We start from the raw sequence: 16,540 nt of genomic DNA, 5'->3' as shown, positions 1-16,540 counted from the left end.
GGTCGTTTTGCTATAAGATAACCGCCATTTTGTAAGCCTCGACCGAATACAATCCAACGGTCGAACTCAGGACCTGTGGGAGCGGGCTTGCTCGCGAAGGCGTCATCACTGACGCTAAAAGCTTCGCGAGCAAGCCCGCTCCCACATGGACTGTGATCTCCTTTCCAGCTTTCGGAGTTTTCCATGACGGCCCACGCCGACCTCTCGCCGACCCTGCAACTCGCCTGCGACCTGATCCGCCGTCCGTCCGTGACGCCGGTGGATGCCGATTGCCAGAAACTGATGATGCAGCGCCTGGGCAGCGCGGGCTTTACGCTCGAACCGATGCGCATCGAGGATGTGGATAACTTCTGGGCCAGCCATGGCAAGCATGACGGCCCGGTGCTGTGTTTCGCCGGGCACACCGACGTGGTGCCGACCGGTCCGGTGCAGGCCTGGCAGCTCGACCCGTTCGATGCGGTCATCGATGAACACGGCATGCTCTGTGGCCGTGGCGCGGCAGACATGAAAGGCAGCCTGGCGGCGATGGTGGTGGCAGCGGAAAGGTTTGTCGCCGACTACCCGGACCACAAGGGCTCGATCACCTTTCTGATCACCAGCGACGAAGAAGGCCCGGCCCACCACGGCACCAAGGCCGTGGTCGAGCGCCTCAAGGCCCGCCAGGAACGCCTGGACTGGTGCATCGTCGGCGAGCCGTCGAGCACCACCCTGGTGGGTGACGTGGTCAAGAACGGCCGCCGCGGCTCCCTCGGCGCCAAACTGACGGTGCGCGGCAAGCAAGGCCACGTGGCCTATCCGCACCTGGCGAAGAACCCCATCCATCTGGCCGCGCCGGCCCTGGCAGAGTTGGCCGCCGAGCATTGGGACCACGGCAACGACTTCTTCCCGCCCACCAGTTTCCAGATTTCCAACCTCAACGCCGGCACTGGCGCGACCAACGTGATCCCTGGCGACCTGGTGGCGGTGTTCAACTTCCGCTTCTCTACCGAGTCCACCGTCGAAGGCTTGCAAAAACGCGTCGCCGATATCCTCGACAAGCATCAACTGGACTGGCACATCGATTGGGCGTTGTCGGGCCTGCCATTCCTCACCGAACCAGGCGCGTTGCTGGATGCCGTGTCTTCGAGCATCAAGGATGTCACCGGTCGCGAGACAAAAGCCTCCACCAGCGGTGGCACCTCCGATGGCCGCTTCATCGCCACCATGGGCACCCAAGTGGTGGAACTGGGGCCGGTCAACGCGACCATCCACCAGGTCAACGAGCGCGTGCTGGCGGCCGATCTCGACGTACTGACCGAGATCTACTACAAGACGCTGATCAAGTTGCTCGCCTGATGCTCGCCTGCCCGATCTGCAGTGAACCGCTGAACGCGGTGGACAACGGCGTGGTGTGCCCGGCCGGCCATCGCTTCGACCGCGCGCGGCAGGGTTACCTGAACCTGCTGCCGGTGCAGCACAAGAACAGCCGCGATCCCGGCGACAACCAGGCGATGGTCGAAGCCCGCCGCGACTTCCTCAACGCCGGGCATTACGCCCCTGTCGCCCGGCGCCTGGCCGAACTGGCCGCCGAGCGCGCGCCCGGTCGCTGGCTGGACATCGGCTGTGGCGAGGGTTACTACACCGCGCAGATCGCCGACGCCTTGCCGGATGCCGATGGCTACGCCCTGGACATTTCCCGCGAGGCGGTCAAACGCGCCTGCAAACGCGATCCACGGCTGACCTGGTTGATCGCCAGCATGGCCCGCGTACCGCTGGCGGACGGCTGCTGCCAGTTTCTGGCCAGCGTGTTCAGCCCGCTGGACTGGCAGGAGGCCAAACGCCTGCTCAGCCCCGGTGGCGGCCTGATGAAGGTCGGCCCGACCAGCGGCCACCTGATGGAATTGCGCGAGCGACTGTACGACGAAGTGCGCCAGTACACGGATGACAAACACCTGGCCCTGGTGCCGTCGGGCATGGTGCTCGATCACAGCGAAACCCTCGAGTTCAAGCTCACACTCATAAGTGGCCAGGACCGCGCCAACCTGTTGGCGATGACGCCCCACGGCTGGCGCGCCAGTGCCGAACGCCGCGCCAGCGTGATCGAGCAGGCCGAGCCGTTCGAGGTCACGGTGTCGATGCGCTACGATTATTTCGTTCTTCAATAACTTTTAATTCCCGGCCTCGGGCAACCGCCAGAGGCCAGTTAAATCCGCGAATGGATTTTTCAAGACCGCAGTGAGGACATCCATGCGCCAACCCGATATCGAGATTTACCTCAAAGACGCCGACGTCGATCACAAGGCCATTGCCGCGTGGCTCGGCCAGGCCCTGGGCCCGTGCAGCGACTGGGTCCAGAAAGGCCAAACCTACAAGTGCAAGGCCGGCGATATCCCGGTGACCTGGCTACCCAAGGCTGTGGGTAAATGGAACAGCCTGTACCTGGAAAGCGACCAGACCCCGTGGGAAGACGACATCGCCTGCGCCCGTGCAGCCTTTGCCGCGCTGAACGTCGAAGTGCGCTGCGCACCTGGGTCGTGGGTGGAGGAAGAAGGTGAAGAGTCGGCGGATCGCTGGATTCGCATCAGCGCCGATGGGGAAGAAGAGATTACCTGGAAGACGGCGTGACTATCTGAGGGCCACCCTCGCGATGCCCGCCGCAGATACAAAGGTAAAAGCACAACCCATGTGGGAGCGAGCCTGCTCGCGATAGCGGTAGATCAGCCAGATTAGAAGTGACTGACACACCGCTATCGCGAGCAGGCTCGCTCCCACAAGGGGTTTTGTGTCGCCAGTGAATGCGGGTTACAACCCCACCACATCCTCAGCCTGCAAGCCCTTCTGCCCTTCCACCACCGCGTACTCGACCTGCTGGCCTTCAGTCAGAGAACGATGGCCTTCGCCACGGATCGCGCGGTAATGCACGAATACATCCGCCCCGCCTTCACGCTGGATGAAGCCGTAGCCTTTGGCGTCGTTGAACCACTTCACATTGCCGGTTTCGCGTGCTGCCATGATTGCTCACTCCCATTTTTATTTTTAAGTCGGCCTTTCGATAGAAAGCCGTACGATCTTCGCCGCCGTCCGGCCGTCCACGAGGAAGGCAGAGGCAGTCAGCTGCCCGAGTATATGACAGACGTAAAAACTCTCAACTGACTTTACTTCGGCGCTTTTTTGCCGATTTTCGACGAATCCGGCACACTAGCCGCCGCTTTATCTTATCCACTCATGCAGAAGCCGTATGACCCGTTCCCCGTTCCGCCGTCTTGTGTTTGGCACCCTGCGCCGACTGTTGTACCTCTGGGTTCGCTCCGAGACGATCAATCAGTCGTCCTTCACCCTCAACCTCGACCGCAGTCGTCCGGTGTTCTACGTCCTGCAAAACCCTTCGCTCACCGACCTGGCGGTGCTCGACACCGAGTGCACCAAGGCTGGCCTGCCCCGCCCGGTACTGCCGGTGTCCGTGGGCAACCTGTTGGAACCGGCGGCGTTTTTCTACCTGACTCCGGAGCCGGACTGGCTCGGCCGGCAGGACAAACGCGGCGCGCCGCCGACCCTGACGCGACTGGTCAATGCCCTGACCCACAACGCCGCCGAAGACGCACAAATCATCCCGGTCAGCGTGTTCTGGGGGCAGTCGCCCGACAGCGAATCCAGCCCGTGGAAACTGTTGTTCGCCGACAGCTGGGCCGTCACTGGCCGGCTGCGGCGCTTGCTGAGCATCATGATCCTGGGGCGCAAGACCCGCGTGCAGTTTTCCGCGCCGATCCATTTGCGCGAACTGATCGAGCACGACAAGGGCCACGAACGCACCGTGCGCATGGCCCAGCGGATCCTGCGGATACATTTTCGCAACTTGAAAGCGGCAGTCATTGGCCCGGACATTTCCCACCGACGCAATCTGGTCAAGGGGCTGCTGAACCAGCCGCTGGTCAAACAGGCGATTGCCGACGAGGCCGAGCGGGAAAAAATCACCCCGGAAAAAGCCAAGGCCCAAGCGCTGCGTTACGGCAACGAAATCGCCTCGGACTACACCTACACCGCGATCCGTTTCCTGGAAGTGGTGCTGAGCTGGTTCTGGAACAAGATCTACGACGGCATCAAGGTCAACCACATCGAAGGCGTGCAGAAGGTCGCCCAGGGCCACGAAGTCATCTACGTGCCGTGCCACCGCAGCCATATCGACTACCTGCTGCTGTCGTACCTGCTGTTTCGCAACGGCCTGACCCCGCCGCACATCGCCGCCGGCATCAACCTCAACATGCCGGTGATCGGCGGTCTGCTGCGTCGGGGCGGGGCGTTTTTCATGCGTCGCACCTTCAAGGGCAACCCGCTCTATACCGCGGTGTTCAACGAGTACCTGCACACGCTGTTCACCAAAGGCTTTCCGGTGGAGTATTTCGTCGAGGGCGGTCGCTCGCGCACCGGACGCATGCTGCAACCCAAAACCGGCATGCTCGCCATCACCTTGCGCAGCTTCCTGCGCTCATCGCGCATGCCCATCGTGTTCGTGCCGGTCTACATCGGCTATGAGCGCGTCCTGGAAGGCCGCACCTACCTGGGTGAACTGCGTGGGGCGAGCAAGAAGAAAGAATCGATCTTCGACATTTTCAAGGTCATCGGTGCCCTCAAGCAGCGCTTCGGCCAAGTAGCGGTGAACTTCGGTGAGCCGATCAAACTGGCGGAGTTTCTCGACGGCGAACAGCCAGGCTGGCGCCAACAGGAGCTGGGCCCGCAATTCAAACCGGCCTGGCTCAACGCAACCACCCACCGCCTCGGCGAGCGGGTGGCCCGGCACCTGAACGAAGCGGCGGCCATCAACCCGGTCAACCTGGTCGCCCTGGCGCTGCTGTCCACCAGCCGCCTGGCCCTGGACGACCGTGCCATGGCCCGGGTGCTGGACCTGTACCTGGCGTTGTTGCGCAAAGTGCCGTACTCGCCTCACACCACCTTGCCCGAGGGCGATGGTCGAGCGCTGATCGAGCACGTCAAAGGCATGCACCTGCTGTCGGAACAGAGCGATGCCCTGGGCAAGATTCTGTATCTGGACGAGCAGAATGCCGTCCTGATGACCTACTACCGCAACAACGTGCTGCACATCTTTGCCCTGCCGGCGTTGCTGGCGAGTTTCTTCCAAAGCACTTCGCGCATGAGCCGCGAACAGATCCTGCGCTACACCCGCGCCTTGTACCCCTACCTGCAATCGGAGCTGTTCATTCGCTGGTCACTGGAAGAACTGGACGCCGTGGTCGACCAATGGCTCGAAGCGTTCGTCGAACAAGGGCTGCTGCGTTTCGAAAAAGACCTGTACCTGCGCCCGGCCCCAAGTTCGCGGCATTTCGTGCTGCTGACCCTGTTGTCCAAGAGCATCGCGCAGACCTTGCAGCGCTTCTACATGACCGTCTCCCTGCTGCTCAACAGCGGCCAGAACAGCATCAGCGCCGAAGAACTGGAAGACCTCTGCACGGTCATGGCCCAGCGCCTGTCGATCCTGCACGGCTTGAACGCACCGGAATTCTTCGACAAGAGCCTGTTCCGGCATTTCATCCAGACAATGCTGGACCTGGACGTACTGCGCCGGGACGAAGCGGGCAAGCTAAGCTATCACGAGCTGCTGGGTGAACTGGCCGAAGGTGCGGCCAAGCGGGTCCTGCCGGCGGAGATCCGTTTGTCGATCCGTCAGGTGGCGTTGCATCGCAGTGAAGATGCGGCAGATCAGGTCATCCCGGTGGTTGCGGACTGACCCCACAGGCGCCAGGTTCTCTCTGGCGCCCTCAATATGGAAATGCCCCCAATGAAAAAGCTTCTTCTCGTCGCCGTTGCCACGTTACTCAGTGCCTGCTCCAGCGCACCGCTGGCGAGCAAAAACAGTCTCGACGGTGAAGTGTTCTACCTGCAGCGCATCGCCCTGCCGCCCACCGCTGTCTTAAGCGTGAGCCTGCAGGATGTGTCCCTGGCCGACGCCCCCGCGGTGGTGCTCGATGAACAGAGCGGTCCGGTCAAGGGCCAGGTCCCGCTGCCGTTTCACCTCAGCTATGATCCGGCCCAGGTCAAACCCGGCCATCGCTATGCCGTGAGCGCGCGCATTGAAGTGGACGGCCAGTTGATGTTCATCACCACCGAACAACACACCGTGCAGCTCGATGGCAAAGATCCACAGCCGCTGAAGATCCGCGTCAACGCCGCCCGCTGATTTCTCTTTCTAATTTTTTCAAGGAAGCTGCCATGCTCCGCTCTACGCTCCGTTTCACCAGCCTGTGCGCCGGCCTGTTGTTCTGCGCCAACACCATGGCCCTGTCCCTGGCCGACCTCTCGCAGAAGGACGCCACCGGCGGCCTCAAGGACGCACTGACCCAGGGCGCCCAAGTAGCCGTCAAGCAGTTGGGCACACCCGGTGGCTTCAGCAACAATCCCGAGGTAAAGATCGAACTGCCGGGCAAGCTCGGTAAAGTCGCCAGCAAGATGAAAGCCTTTGGCATGGGCGATCAGGTCGAACAACTGGAAGCCAGCATGAACCAGGCCGCTGAAGCCGCTGTGGTCCAGGCCCAGCCGATCCTGGTCAATGCCGTGAAGAACATGAGTGTGAGCGATGCCAAGGGGATCCTGAGCGGCGGCAACGATTCCGCCACGCAGTACCTGAACAAGAGCAGCCGCGAGCAGATCCGCGCCAAGTTCCTGCCCATCGTCAAGCAAGCCACCGACAAGGTCGGCCTGGCGCAGAAATACAACACGTTCGCAGGCCAAGCGGCGACCTTCGGCGTGCTGGACGCCAAAAGCGCCAACATCGAAAACTACGTGACCGAACAAGCGCTGGACGGTTTGTTCGAGATGATCGGCAAACAGGAAGCCACCATCCGCCAGAACCCTGCGGCGGCGGCGAGCAGTTTGGCCAAGAAGGTGTTTGGTACGCTCTGAGTTCAGCGCAAAAACACTGTGGGAGCGAGCCTGCTCGCGATAGCGGTATCAGCCATAACATCTGTGTTGACTGATATTCCGCCATCGCGAGCAGGCTCGCTCCCACATTTGATCTTCAGTGCTATCAGGATCGTGTCAGGTCTTCTTGACCCTGAACCACGCCGCATACAACGCCGGCAGGAACAACAGCGTCAACGCCGTCGCCACGATCAGCCCGCCCATGATCGCCACCGCCATCGGGCCAAAGAACAGGCTGCGTGACAGCGGAATCATCGCCAGCACCGCCGCCAGCGCGGTGAGCACAATCGGGCGGAACCGTCGCACAGTGGCTTCGATGATCGCCTGCCACGGGGCGAGCCCCGCCTTGATGTCCTGTTCGATCTGGTCCACCAGAATCACCGAGTTGCGCATGATCATCCCCGACAAGGCGATGGTGCCCAACATGGCAACGAAACCGAACGGCTGGCGGAACACCAGCAGGAACAGCGTGACACCGATCAGCCCCAGGGGCGCGGTGAGAAACACCATGGCCGTGCGGGAAAAACTGCGCAGTTGCAGCATCAGCAACGTCAGCACCACGACGATGAACAGCGGCACGCCGGCGTTCACCGATTGCTGGCCACGGGCGGCATCCTCTACCGTACCGCCCACTTCCAGCAGATAACCGTCCGGCAGCTCGGCACGAATCGGGGCCAGGGTCGGGAAGATCTGCTGCACCAGGGTCGCCGGTTGTTCCTTGCCATAGATATCAGCCCGCACGGTCACACTTGGCAGGCGATTGCGGTGCCAGATAACGCCTTCTTCGAAGCCGTATTCCAGCGTCGCGATCTGTGACAGCGCAACGCTTGTGCCATTGTCGGTCGGCACCGCCAGGCTCGGCAGCAGGGACAATTCGGTGCGCTCATGCACCGTGCCGCGCAGCAGAATCTCGATCAGTTCGTTGTCTTCCCGGTATTGGCTGACGCTGGAGCCGGTGAGGGAACTGCGCAAAAAGCTCGACAGGTTAGCCGTACTCACGCCCAACGCTCGGGCGCGGTCCTGATCGACGTTCAGGTACACCACCTTGCTCGGCTCTTCCCAATCCAGATGCACATTGGCCACGTAGGGATTTTCACGAACCTTGGTCGCCACTTTCCGCGCCAGGGCCCGGACTTGTTCGATGTGCTCACCGGTCACGCGAAACTGCACCGGATAACCCACTGGCGGGCCATTTTCCAGGCGCGTGACCCGCGAGCGCAGGGCCGGGAACTGCTCGTTCAACGTGGTGATCAACCAGCTGCGCAGGGGCTCGCGGTCTTCGATGGTCTTGGCCAGCACCACGAACTGGGCGAAGCTGGGTGCCGGCAGTTGTTGATCCAGCGGCAGGTAGAAACGCGGTGAACCGGTGCCGACATAAGCCACGTAGTTGTCGATGCCCGCGTGGTCCTTGAGCAGCGCTTCAAGGCGCTTGACCTGCTCGGCGGTGTTGCTCAGGGACGCGCCTTCGGCCAGCTTCAGGTCGACCATCAGCTCAAGTCGCCCCGAGGCCGGGAAGAACTGTTGTGGCACGAAACGGAACAGTGCCACCGAGCCCACAAATAACAGCACAGTCAGCACGATGACGGTTTTGCGCCGCCGCACGCACCACTCCACCAAGCGCCGGACACGCTGGTAGAACGGCGTGCCGTAGGGGTTGAACTGGCCATCAGCGGTGCCGTGTTTGGCGGCATGAATTTTCGCCAGGTCCGGCAACAGTTTCTCACCCAGGTACGGCACGAACACCACCGCGGCCACCCAGGAGGCCAGCAGCGCCAGGGTAACGACCTGGAAAATCGAACGGGTGTACTCACCGGTGCCTGACTGCGCCGTGGCGATCGGCAGGAAACCCGCAGCGGTGATCAGCGTACCGGTGAGCATCGGGAATGCGGTGCTGGTCCAGGCATAGCTGGCGGCCTTGATCCGGTCGAAGCCCTGCTCCATTTTGATCGCCATCATCTCGACCGCGATGATCGCGTCATCCACCAGCAGACCCAACGCCAACACCAGCGCGCCAAGGGAAATCTTGTGCAGGCCGATGCCCAGGTAATACATCGCGGCGAAGGTCATCGCCAGCACCAGCGGAATCGCCAGGGCGACCACCATCCCGGTTCGCAGCCCGAGGGAGAAGAAGCTCACCAGCAACACGATCGTCAGGGCCTCCACCAGCACCTGGACGAACTCGCCAACACCGGTTTTCACCGCCGCCGGCTGGTCCGAGACCTTACGCAATTGCATGCCGGCCGGCAGGTTGTTCTGGATACGGGCAAACTCCGCCTCCAGGGCCTTGCCCAGAATCAGAATGTCGCCGCCGTCCTTCATCGCCACGGCCAGACCAATGGCATCTTCGGCCATGAAGCGCATGCGCGGGGCTGGCGGATCGTTGAAACCGCGATGCACATCCGCGACATCGCCGATACGGAACGTGCGATCAGCGACACGAATGGGAAAGTCGCGGATCTCTTCTACTGTCTGAAAATTTCCCGATACCCTTAGTTGGACTCGCTCGCTGCCGGTTTCGAAAAAACCTGCGGTCGATATTGCGTTCTGCTCTTCCAACGCCTGCTGGACTGCCGCCAGCGGCACGCCGAGGGTCGCCAGCTTAACGTTCGACAGTTCGATCCAGATTTTCTCGTCCTGCAAACCCAGCAGTTCAACCTTGCCCACATCCTTGACCCGTTGCAGTTGGATCTGGATGCGATCGGCGTAATCCTTGAGCACGCCGTAGTCAAAACCATCGCCAGTCAGCGCATAGATATTGCCGAAGGTGGTGCCGAACTCATCGTTGAAAAACGGCCCCTGGATGCCCGGCGGCAAGGTGTGACGGATGTCACTGACCTTCTTGCGGATCTGGTACCACAACTCGGGAATCTGCGCCGAATGCAGGGAATCGCGAGCCATGAACGTCACCTGGGATTCGCCCGGGCGGGAGAACGAGACGATTCTTTCGTAATCGCCGGTTTCCATCAGTTTCTTTTCGATGCGTTCGGTGACCTGGCGAGAAACCTCCTCGGCCGTAGCCCCCGGCCAGTTGGTGCGAATGACCATGGCCTTGAAGGTAAACGGCGGGTCTTCGCTCTGGCCGAGCTTGGTGTAGGAAAGCGCGCCGACGATTGCCAGCAGCAACATCAGGAACAGGACGATCTGGCGGTTACGCAGCGCCCATTCGGAAAGATTGAAGCCCATCGGGGATTACTCCTTGGCCGCCAGATTGACCACGCGGTTGGAGCGATCCACCGGCCGCACCTGCTGGCCGTCGAGGAGCACGTGCACACCGGCTGCGACGACCCAGTCATTGGGGCTCAGCCCTTCAAGCACCGGAACGGTCTTTTCGCCAAACGGGCCGACGCGCACCGGGACTTTTTTCAGGGTGTTATTGCCGTTGACTACCCACACGTAAGTGGCGCCGTTCTCGGCGGTGAGTGCAGACAGCGGCACCGACAGCGACACCTGGTCGCCGGTCTGGATAAACACTCGGGCACTCTGGCCCAACTCAGCCGGAACACTGCCGGCGGTGAAGGCAACGCGAGCGGCGAAGGTGCGGGATCTGGGATCGGCGGCTGGCGACAGTTCGCGGATGCGTCCGCTGAAACGCTGATCGGGCTGGCTCCATAGCTCCACCGAGACCGGCTGACCAATCTTGAACCGGCCAAAGCCCTGCTCCGGCAGGCTGATCAGCACTTCACGCTCGCCGTCAGTGGCGAGGGTGAAGACCGTTTGACCGGCCGACACCACCTGCCCGACCTCCACGGAACGCCGGGCAACCACGCCATCCTGAGGCGCACGCAGCACCGAGTAACTGGCCTGGTTGCTGGCGACATCGAATTCAGCCTTGATCTGCTTGAGCCGCGCGGCACCGGAGCGGTAGAGGTTTTCTGCGTTGTCGTACTGGGAGCGGCTGACCATCTGCCGCTCCATCAAGGTTTTGTAGCGATCACGTTCAGCGCGCACCAGGTTCAGGTTGGCTTCGGCGGCGGCGACTTGGGCACGGGTGGCTTCCAGCTGCAGGCGCACGTCCTGGGGATCGAGCTCGGCCAGGGGCTGGTTGGCCTTGACTCGCTGGCCCTCTTCGACCAGTCGTCGGCTTACTTTGCCGCCGATGCGAAAGGCCAGGTCTGGCTCGAATCGCGCCCTGACTTCACCCGGATAACTTTCCATCGCCTGGCCCGAAGGCTCTGGCTGCACCACCATGGCGGGGCGCACGGCAAGGGACACGGGTTCGTCCTGACCACACGCAGACAATAAAAAAACCAGGCTCACTGGCAGGGCGAGGGGCAAGGCATAGCGGAACATGGCGAGTGACCTTTCGCTAATGGTGCTTGGAATAATTATACTGACGAGTATGTTATTAATAGCAAACTCACCAGTCCAGTATTAAAAGCGAATAATGTCGAACAATCTTTCACCTCCCAACGGCCCAGGCCGTCCGAAGGATCTGGCCAAGCGCCAGGCCATTCTCGACGCGGCAAAAAAACTCTTCGTCAGCCTGGGGTATGCCAACACCAGCATGGACGCGGTCGCCACCGAGGCCGGTGTGTCGAAGCTGACGGTCTACAGCCACTTCAACGACAAGGAAACGCTGTTTTCCGCTGCCGTTGTGGCCAAGTGTGAAGAGCAAGTGCCGCCGCTTTTCTTCGAATGGCCTGACGGCGTGCCGATCGAACATGTGTTGCTGAACATTGCCCGTGGTTTTCACCAACTGATCAACAGCGACGAATCGGTGAACCTGCATCGGTTGATCATGGCCTTGGGCAGTCAGGACCCGCAGCTGTCGACGATCTTCTTCGAAGCAGGCCCGCAACGGATGCTCTCAGGCATGGAAAGGCTGCTGAACAAGGTCAACCAGAGCGGCGCCCTGAGCATCGACAAACCGCGCAATGCGGCGGAACACTTCTTCTGCCTCATCAAGGGTGCGGCGAATTTCCGCTTGCTGTATGGCTGCGGCGCACCGTTGGAAGCCGCAGCGGCCGAGGCTCATGTCGAGGAAGTGGTGGGGTTGTTTATGCGGGCTTATCGGCCGCAGATCATCTGATAGATTCTCGCCGGCTGGGCGGGCCTCATCGTGAGCAGGCTCGCTCCCACAGGGTAAGGTGTAGTTAACACAACACACATCTGTGGGAGCGAGCCTGCTCGCGATGGAGGCGACGCGGTCTCAGGCCTTGAGCGCCTTCTTGGGGTAGATGTCGTAGCGGCTGGATTTACCCTCGAGCCCGTGGCTGGGTTTTGGCCCTTCGATGCACGGTGCCTTGCGCGGGCGCTTGACCACGACGCGGTGAGTCGCCAGGGCCAGGGCCGCGGCCAACAACGCCGGAGCGTCCAGGTCGTCGCCCACCAGCGGCCGGAACAGGCGCATTTCCTTCTTCACCAGGGCCGTTTTCTCACGATGAGGGAACATCGGGTCCAGGTAGATCACCTGGGGCGGCTCGCCTTGCCAGTTGCGCATCACCTCGATGGAATTGCCCTTGAGCAACCGCATGCGGGCGACGATCGGCGCCACGTCGAAGTCCTCCGCGCCTCGGGCCAGGCCATCCTCAAGCAATGCGCCGATCAGCGGCTGGCGCTCGATCAGGCTCATTTCACAGCCCAGGCTGGCCAGCACAAACGCATCCTTGCCCAACCCGGCCGTGGCATCCAGCACACGCGGACGTACGCCCTGGGCCACACCCACGGCCTTGGCGATCATCTGGCCGCTACCGCCGCCGTACAAGCGGCGATGGGCCGCGCCGCCTTCGACGAAGTCCACCCGCACCGGTCCCGGCGCATCCGGCCCCAGTTGCTGCAATTGCAACCCCTGCTCACCGACCTGCAAGGCAAACTCGCCATCGTCCACCTGCAACGGCAGGTCAAGGCGCTGTGCCCAGTGCTCGGCCTGCGGCTGGAAGGCCGGGGCCAGGGCCTCAACATGGATGCGGCAGGCCGCGGGTTGATCACTCATGGAAGTTGTTCATTCTTGGAAACATGCTCAAAAAATTAAGGATCGGCAAAAACGGCCGATAACAACGGTGAACGGCATTTTGCCAGAGCTGAGCGTCGACCGAGAAAAATGTCAGACATTCAATCCACATCGATAGGCGTCATCTCCCCTTACGGCGATTACAGCCTGCGCAACACCCAAGCCCTGAGCGGCGTCAGTCACCTGTGGCAGGATTTTTTTGCCCGGGCCCTGGCCGATCAACTGGGTGATAACGCACCGGCGCCTGGCAGCTACCAGCCAGTTGCCCTCGATGAGGCTGTTGAACCGACCCTCGGCGCCGAATTGCTCGAGCACATTGTCAGCCAGCGCAACTGCCAAGTGACAGAAACCCAAGTCAAACCGCCTGAGCCGCTGTTCCTGCCAATCGCTGAATTTGAACTCGACCTGCTGGACAAACCCTTCCCGCCGTTCCCGCCGGAAGAAATCGCCACCCAGCAAAAACAGCAGACCTTCGAAAGCAACTGGGTTCGCCCTCTGGTGCTTGCCGCCGGCCAACCGCTGCCAGAACCGGGACCTGCGCCTCAGCCACGTCCACTGCACCTGCCGATTGCCGAATTCGAACTGGACCTGCTGGACAAGCCGTTCCCGCCGTTCCCGGAAGAGGAACTGGTGGCACAGCAGAAGCAACTGGACTTCGATACCCGCTGGGCACGCCCGATCGTGTTGCAGAACCTGCGCATCGCCGCCTGAATCAACGGCAAATCCACCACGGCCCGACATCCAGATGAAAATGGTTGCGGTGCGCCGCGTTGTAATCCGGACTCAAGACCACATTGAACACGTCACAGGCACCGTCGCGCACCTGGCGCAGGAATTGGGCGTGGGTGTTGTCCTTCGGCCAGTCCTTGAGCACGTTCACACGACGGCCGTCCGCCAGGCGAAACCCGGCGATATCCAGCGCACTGGCCGTGGCATGCTGGCTGCGCGCCCCGCTCTCCCGACCGTACATATTGCGACAGGCGAAACTGCCCAGATGATCGACCTGCACCACTTTCTGCCCATAGGTCGCCTGCGCCGCCGGCTGCAGCGCATGCCGTTCAAACAAGGCGAACGCCACCGCCAGCGGGCAACTGGCCAGGAAGCTGCTGCTCAACGCCACCTCGCCGCCCTGCACCCTCAGCACATTGCTCAGCGGGCAACTGGCCTGGGGACTGCTGTCGGCCTGGCGAGTGGCCCGCAGCCCCGAGGTCGCGAGCGCCTGGTCGCATAACTGCGGATCGTTGCGCAGGGCCATGAGTTTGTAACGGGTCAGCAGGTTCGGCGGCGCATTGACGTCCAGGGGCGCCCAGGGATTCCATTGTGCCGGCACCGACAGCCAACCGCGCCATACCCCCAGGACTGCGACGCCAACAACCAGCACCAATAGCGTAAAACCTTTCAAAACCCGCACGACAATGCCTCGGGCCTCAACCCTTGAATAATTGGTTGGCCTGGTTGAAGGGCATCGAACGACGGGTGAAGGTGAACGAGCCCTGTTCGCGGATTTCCTCGGCGGCGCGGAAAAACTCGCCATACGCCGCCAGGGCCAGCGCGGACCCGACACTGATGCGCTTGACGCCCATCTCGCTCAGCTGCGCAACCGTCAGGTCCAGCGCCCCGGACATCAACACATTCACCGGTTTCGGCGCCACCGCCCGGACCACCGCCAGCACCTGCTCGGCCGAGCTCAAGCCTGGGGCATACAGCACGTCGGCACCGGCATCGGCGAACGCCTTCAGGCGGGCAATGGTGTCATCCAGGTCGGGCTTGCCGTGCAGAAAATTCTCCGCCCGGGCGGTCAGCACAAAGGGATACGGCAGACTGCGCACCGCGTCAGCCGCAGCTTTAACCCGCGCCACGGCATGCTCGAAGCCATAGATCGGGCTGTCTTCGCGCCCTGTGGCATCTTCGATCGAGCCACCCACCGCGCCGGCCTGCGCCGCGCGGATCAGGCTGCTGGCGCACGCCTCGGGGGCATCGGCGAAGCCGTTCTCCAGATCGACCGCCACTGGCAAGTCAGTGGCCGCCACAATCGCCCGGACATTGGCCAGGGTGTCATCCAGCCCCGCCGCACCATCGGGCCGTCCCAGGGAAAAAGCGTAACCGGCACTGGTGGTGGCCAGGGCCTCGAAGCCGAGACTGGCAAGCATCTTTGCCGAACCGGCGTCCCACGGGTTGGGAATGACGAACGCGCCTTCGCGTTCATGCAAGGCTTTGAAGGCCTGGGCTCGACGGGTTTGCGCATCCATGGAAATCACTCCTGGGCAGAGAAATTTTGCCTCAGAGCAAACCCAGTTGCTCGGCGGCGGGCTCTCTGTATAGCTCAGGCAGGGCCGGCAAGCCAGGCAAACGGCTCATCAATCGGCGATGAAAGTGTTGCGCGAGTTTGGCCGCCAGCACGTTGTCGGCGGTGTGCAGAAAGATATAAGGCGTGCGCCCCTCTTCGATCCACCCGGCGATTTTTTCCACCCAGGGGGTCAGGAACGGTTCGTTGGCCTCCAGCACTGGATGGCCGATGAAACGCACCTGCGGGCAGTGGGTGAACGCGGTCGGCCGGGGCGGTACGCGCGGTTTCTTCGATTGAGCATGGAGCACGGCAGGATCGGTCGAGGTGCAACTGAACAATGCCCGGGGATCCAGACAGATGCGTTCTACCCCGCGATCAAGGAGCAGGCGGTTGAGCTGTCGTTCGGCATCGCCTTTGGCAAAGAAGTCACCGTGACGGACCTCCACGGCCAAGGGTCGCTCAAAAGCATCGATGAAGCCCGCCAGCTCCGGCAAGCGATTCGGGGTAAAGGCCTTGGGTAGCTGCAACCAGAACGGTGAAACCCGTTCGCCCAGGGGGCTGAGCAATTGCACGAAGGTTTCGATGGCCGTCAGGTGCTCACGCAAATCGCCATTGTGGCTGATCTCACCGGGCAACTTGGCGGTGAAGCGAAACTGCTCGGGCATGGTCTGCGCCCAGCGCTGAACGATGGCTGCAGAGGGGCTGGCGTAGAAGGTCGTATTGCCTTCCACGGCATTGAACACTTGAGAATAGAGGTTCAGGAAATCGGAGCTTTTGGCGTCTTGCGGATAAAGATAATCGCGCCAGGCGTTTTCGCTCCAGGACGGGCAGCCCAGGTAGTAAGGCAACCCCATCAGATGTAGAGGTCGAGTCCCAGCACTTCCATATCCCAGTCAACAAAACCGGCAGTGCTCAGGTAGCTGGCCAGGGCCACGGATACACTGCGGCTCATGGCGCGGTGATACAGCATGTCTTGCTGACGGGCCGGAAGATTGCTCAGGCGTTGCGCCGAGGCTTTGGCAGCGCGGGCGGCCAGTTGCTCTTCGGACGGAAATTCCAGTTCGCCATCGACGTCATCGAAGGACTCATCCGCAGCAGCTTTGCCTGCACGAGGCCTGCGTTTGATGGGGTAGGACTGGGATGAAACGCCGTCTATACGCATAACAGAATGCTCGGTATCAATGATGGCAATTTAGCGGCACTTTCACAGCCGCGCAAATGCGCAAGTGATAACTAGAGCACATAAAGTCAAAAAGGTTTAAAACCGGCTCGAAAAAATGACGACTGGTAATATTGGGCGTGACTTTTGGGGGAGCAAATGACTTTGTAGGAGCAAGGCTTGCCCGCGATGAAGATGACGCGGTCCGCCGGAGAACCGGGGCCCCCGTATCGCG

Annotated in this window: 16 protein-coding genes; 8 read left to right on the top strand and 8 right to left on the bottom strand. The window is 61.6% G+C overall.

Annotation, left to right across the window (positions count from 1 at the left end):
* Positions 1-183 precede the first annotated feature (183 nt).
* From dapE to T3A99_RS21655, 3 genes are all read left to right on the top strand, one after another.
* Positions 184-1,335 carry a succinyl-diaminopimelate desuccinylase gene (gene dapE, locus T3A99_RS21665; RefSeq protein WP_047227551.1) on the top strand — a complete coding sequence of 384 codons (1,152 nt, stop codon included), beginning with the start codon at positions 184-186 and terminating at the stop codon, positions 1,333-1,335.
* Complete coding sequence (locus tag T3A99_RS21660) at positions 1,335-2,144, top strand: putative RNA methyltransferase (RefSeq protein WP_047227550.1); 810 nt, start codon at positions 1,335-1,337, stop codon at positions 2,142-2,144. The genes dapE and T3A99_RS21660 overlap by 1 nt, the downstream gene beginning before the upstream one ends.
* A gap of 82 nt (positions 2,145-2,226) precedes the next feature.
* Entirely contained in the window at positions 2,227-2,604 is a 378-nt protein-coding gene (locus T3A99_RS21655) for a hypothetical protein (protein ID WP_047227549.1), read from the top strand.
* Positions 2,605-2,781: 177 nt separating this feature from the next.
* Here the strand turns inward: T3A99_RS21655 and T3A99_RS21650 are convergent, their stop codons facing one another.
* Positions 2,782-2,991, bottom strand: coding sequence for a cold-shock protein (locus T3A99_RS21650; protein WP_003184959.1), 210 nt, complete (start codon positions 2,989-2,991; stop codon positions 2,782-2,784).
* A 226-nt stretch (positions 2,992-3,217) separates the two neighbouring features.
* On the opposite strand from T3A99_RS21650, the gene plsB reads away from it, so the two are divergent.
* Genes plsB through T3A99_RS21635 form a run of 3 tightly spaced genes read left to right on the top strand, consistent with a single transcriptional unit; the run spans position 3,218 to position 6,891 of the window.
* Positions 3,218-5,719, top strand: coding sequence for a glycerol-3-phosphate 1-O-acyltransferase PlsB (gene plsB, locus T3A99_RS21645; protein WP_047227548.1), 2,502 nt, complete (start codon positions 3,218-3,220; stop codon positions 5,717-5,719).
* A 51-nt stretch (positions 5,720-5,770) separates the two neighbouring features.
* On the top strand, positions 5,771-6,169 hold the full coding sequence (locus T3A99_RS21640) for a YbaY family lipoprotein (RefSeq protein WP_047227547.1): 399 nt from the start codon (positions 5,771-5,773) through the stop codon (positions 6,167-6,169).
* A 32-nt stretch (positions 6,170-6,201) separates the two neighbouring features.
* On the top strand, positions 6,202-6,891 hold the full coding sequence (locus T3A99_RS21635) for a DUF4197 domain-containing protein (protein WP_076386199.1): 690 nt from the start codon (positions 6,202-6,204) through the stop codon (positions 6,889-6,891).
* Between the two features lie 135 nt (positions 6,892-7,026).
* Here the strand turns inward: T3A99_RS21635 and T3A99_RS21630 are convergent, their stop codons facing one another.
* Positions 7,027-10,092 (bottom strand): efflux RND transporter permease subunit, encoded by a 3,066-nt coding sequence (locus tag T3A99_RS21630; RefSeq protein WP_076386200.1) that lies wholly within the window; start codon positions 10,090-10,092, stop codon positions 7,027-7,029.
* A 6-nt stretch (positions 10,093-10,098) separates the two neighbouring features.
* Positions 10,099-11,199, bottom strand: coding sequence for an efflux RND transporter periplasmic adaptor subunit (locus T3A99_RS21625; RefSeq protein WP_047227544.1), 1,101 nt, complete (start codon positions 11,197-11,199; stop codon positions 10,099-10,101).
* A 94-nt stretch (positions 11,200-11,293) separates the two neighbouring features.
* Here T3A99_RS21625 and T3A99_RS21620 point away from each other — a divergent pair, with 94 nt between their 5' ends.
* A complete protein-coding gene (locus T3A99_RS21620; protein WP_047227543.1) occupies positions 11,294-11,938 on the top strand; it encodes a TetR/AcrR family transcriptional regulator in 645 nt (214 codons plus the stop codon).
* A gap of 120 nt (positions 11,939-12,058) precedes the next feature.
* On the opposite strand, the gene T3A99_RS21615 is transcribed toward T3A99_RS21620, so the two are convergent.
* On the bottom strand, positions 12,059-12,841 hold the full coding sequence (locus tag T3A99_RS21615) for a class I SAM-dependent methyltransferase (RefSeq protein ID WP_047227542.1): 783 nt from the start codon (positions 12,839-12,841) through the stop codon (positions 12,059-12,061).
* Between the two features lie 108 nt (positions 12,842-12,949).
* Here T3A99_RS21615 and T3A99_RS21610 point away from each other — a divergent pair, with 108 nt between their 5' ends.
* A complete protein-coding gene (locus T3A99_RS21610) occupies positions 12,950-13,570 on the top strand; it encodes an energy transducer TonB (RefSeq protein ID WP_107321564.1) in 621 nt (206 codons plus the stop codon).
* A 1-nt stretch (position 13,571) separates the two neighbouring features.
* On the opposite strand, the gene T3A99_RS21605 is transcribed toward T3A99_RS21610, so the two are convergent.
* Genes T3A99_RS21605 through T3A99_RS21590 form a run of 4 tightly spaced genes read right to left on the bottom strand, consistent with a single transcriptional unit; the run spans position 13,572 to position 16,308 of the window.
* Positions 13,572-14,270: an extensin family protein gene (locus tag T3A99_RS21605; RefSeq protein WP_274090891.1), complete on the bottom strand. Its 699-nt coding sequence runs from the start codon at positions 14,268-14,270 to the stop codon at positions 13,572-13,574.
* A 16-nt stretch (positions 14,271-14,286) separates the two neighbouring features.
* Complete coding sequence (locus T3A99_RS21600) at positions 14,287-15,108, bottom strand: isocitrate lyase/PEP mutase family protein (protein ID WP_160891638.1); 822 nt, start codon at positions 15,106-15,108, stop codon at positions 14,287-14,289.
* Positions 15,109-15,139: 31 nt separating this feature from the next.
* On the bottom strand, positions 15,140-16,000 hold the full coding sequence (locus T3A99_RS21595; RefSeq protein ID WP_107321561.1) for a DUF72 domain-containing protein: 861 nt from the start codon (positions 15,998-16,000) through the stop codon (positions 15,140-15,142).
* The gene (locus tag T3A99_RS21590) at positions 16,000-16,308 is read right to left on the bottom strand and encodes a hypothetical protein (protein WP_107321560.1); all 309 of its coding nucleotides are present in this window, start codon (positions 16,306-16,308) and stop codon (positions 16,000-16,002) included. The genes T3A99_RS21595 and T3A99_RS21590 overlap by 1 nt, the downstream gene beginning before the upstream one ends.
* Positions 16,309-16,540 lie beyond the last annotated feature (232 nt).

Origin of the sequence: Pseudomonas sp. N-137 (assembly GCF_034555295.1) — a bacterium.
Classification (GTDB): domain Bacteria; phylum Pseudomonadota; class Gammaproteobacteria; order Pseudomonadales; family Pseudomonadaceae; genus Aquipseudomonas; species Aquipseudomonas rhizophila.
This window is presented reverse-complemented; position numbering and strand designations above follow the sequence as displayed.

Excerpts from the sequence above, each read along its gene's own strand:
- dapE (WP_047227551.1), top strand. The coding sequence starts at position 184 with ATGACGGCCCACGCCGACCTCTCGCCGACCCTGCAACTCGCCTGCGAC.
- T3A99_RS21660 (WP_047227550.1), top strand. The coding sequence starts at position 1,335 with ATGCTCGCCTGCCCGATCTGCAGTGAACCGCTGAACGCGGTGGACAAC.
- T3A99_RS21655 (WP_047227549.1), top strand. The coding sequence starts at position 2,227 with ATGCGCCAACCCGATATCGAGATTTACCTCAAAGACGCCGACGTCGAT.
- T3A99_RS21650 (WP_003184959.1), bottom strand. The coding sequence starts at position 2,991 with ATGGCAGCACGCGAAACCGGCAATGTGAAGTGGTTCAACGACGCCAAA.
- plsB (WP_047227548.1), top strand. The coding sequence starts at position 3,218 with ATGACCCGTTCCCCGTTCCGCCGTCTTGTGTTTGGCACCCTGCGCCGA.
- T3A99_RS21640 (WP_047227547.1), top strand. The coding sequence starts at position 5,771 with ATGAAAAAGCTTCTTCTCGTCGCCGTTGCCACGTTACTCAGTGCCTGC.
- T3A99_RS21635 (WP_076386199.1), top strand. The coding sequence starts at position 6,202 with ATGCTCCGCTCTACGCTCCGTTTCACCAGCCTGTGCGCCGGCCTGTTG.
- T3A99_RS21630 (WP_076386200.1), bottom strand. The coding sequence starts at position 10,092 with ATGGGCTTCAATCTTTCCGAATGGGCGCTGCGTAACCGCCAGATCGTC.
- T3A99_RS21625 (WP_047227544.1), bottom strand. The coding sequence starts at position 11,199 with ATGTTCCGCTATGCCTTGCCCCTCGCCCTGCCAGTGAGCCTGGTTTTT.
- T3A99_RS21620 (WP_047227543.1), top strand. The coding sequence starts at position 11,294 with ATGTCGAACAATCTTTCACCTCCCAACGGCCCAGGCCGTCCGAAGGAT.
- T3A99_RS21615 (WP_047227542.1), bottom strand. The coding sequence starts at position 12,841 with ATGAGTGATCAACCCGCGGCCTGCCGCATCCATGTTGAGGCCCTGGCC.
- T3A99_RS21610 (WP_107321564.1), top strand. The coding sequence starts at position 12,950 with ATGTCAGACATTCAATCCACATCGATAGGCGTCATCTCCCCTTACGGC.
- T3A99_RS21600 (WP_160891638.1), bottom strand. The coding sequence starts at position 15,108 with ATGGATGCGCAAACCCGTCGAGCCCAGGCCTTCAAAGCCTTGCATGAA.
- T3A99_RS21595 (WP_107321561.1), bottom strand. The coding sequence starts at position 16,000 with ATGGGGTTGCCTTACTACCTGGGCTGCCCGTCCTGGAGCGAAAACGCC.
- T3A99_RS21590 (WP_107321560.1), bottom strand. The coding sequence starts at position 16,308 with ATGCGTATAGACGGCGTTTCATCCCAGTCCTACCCCATCAAACGCAGG.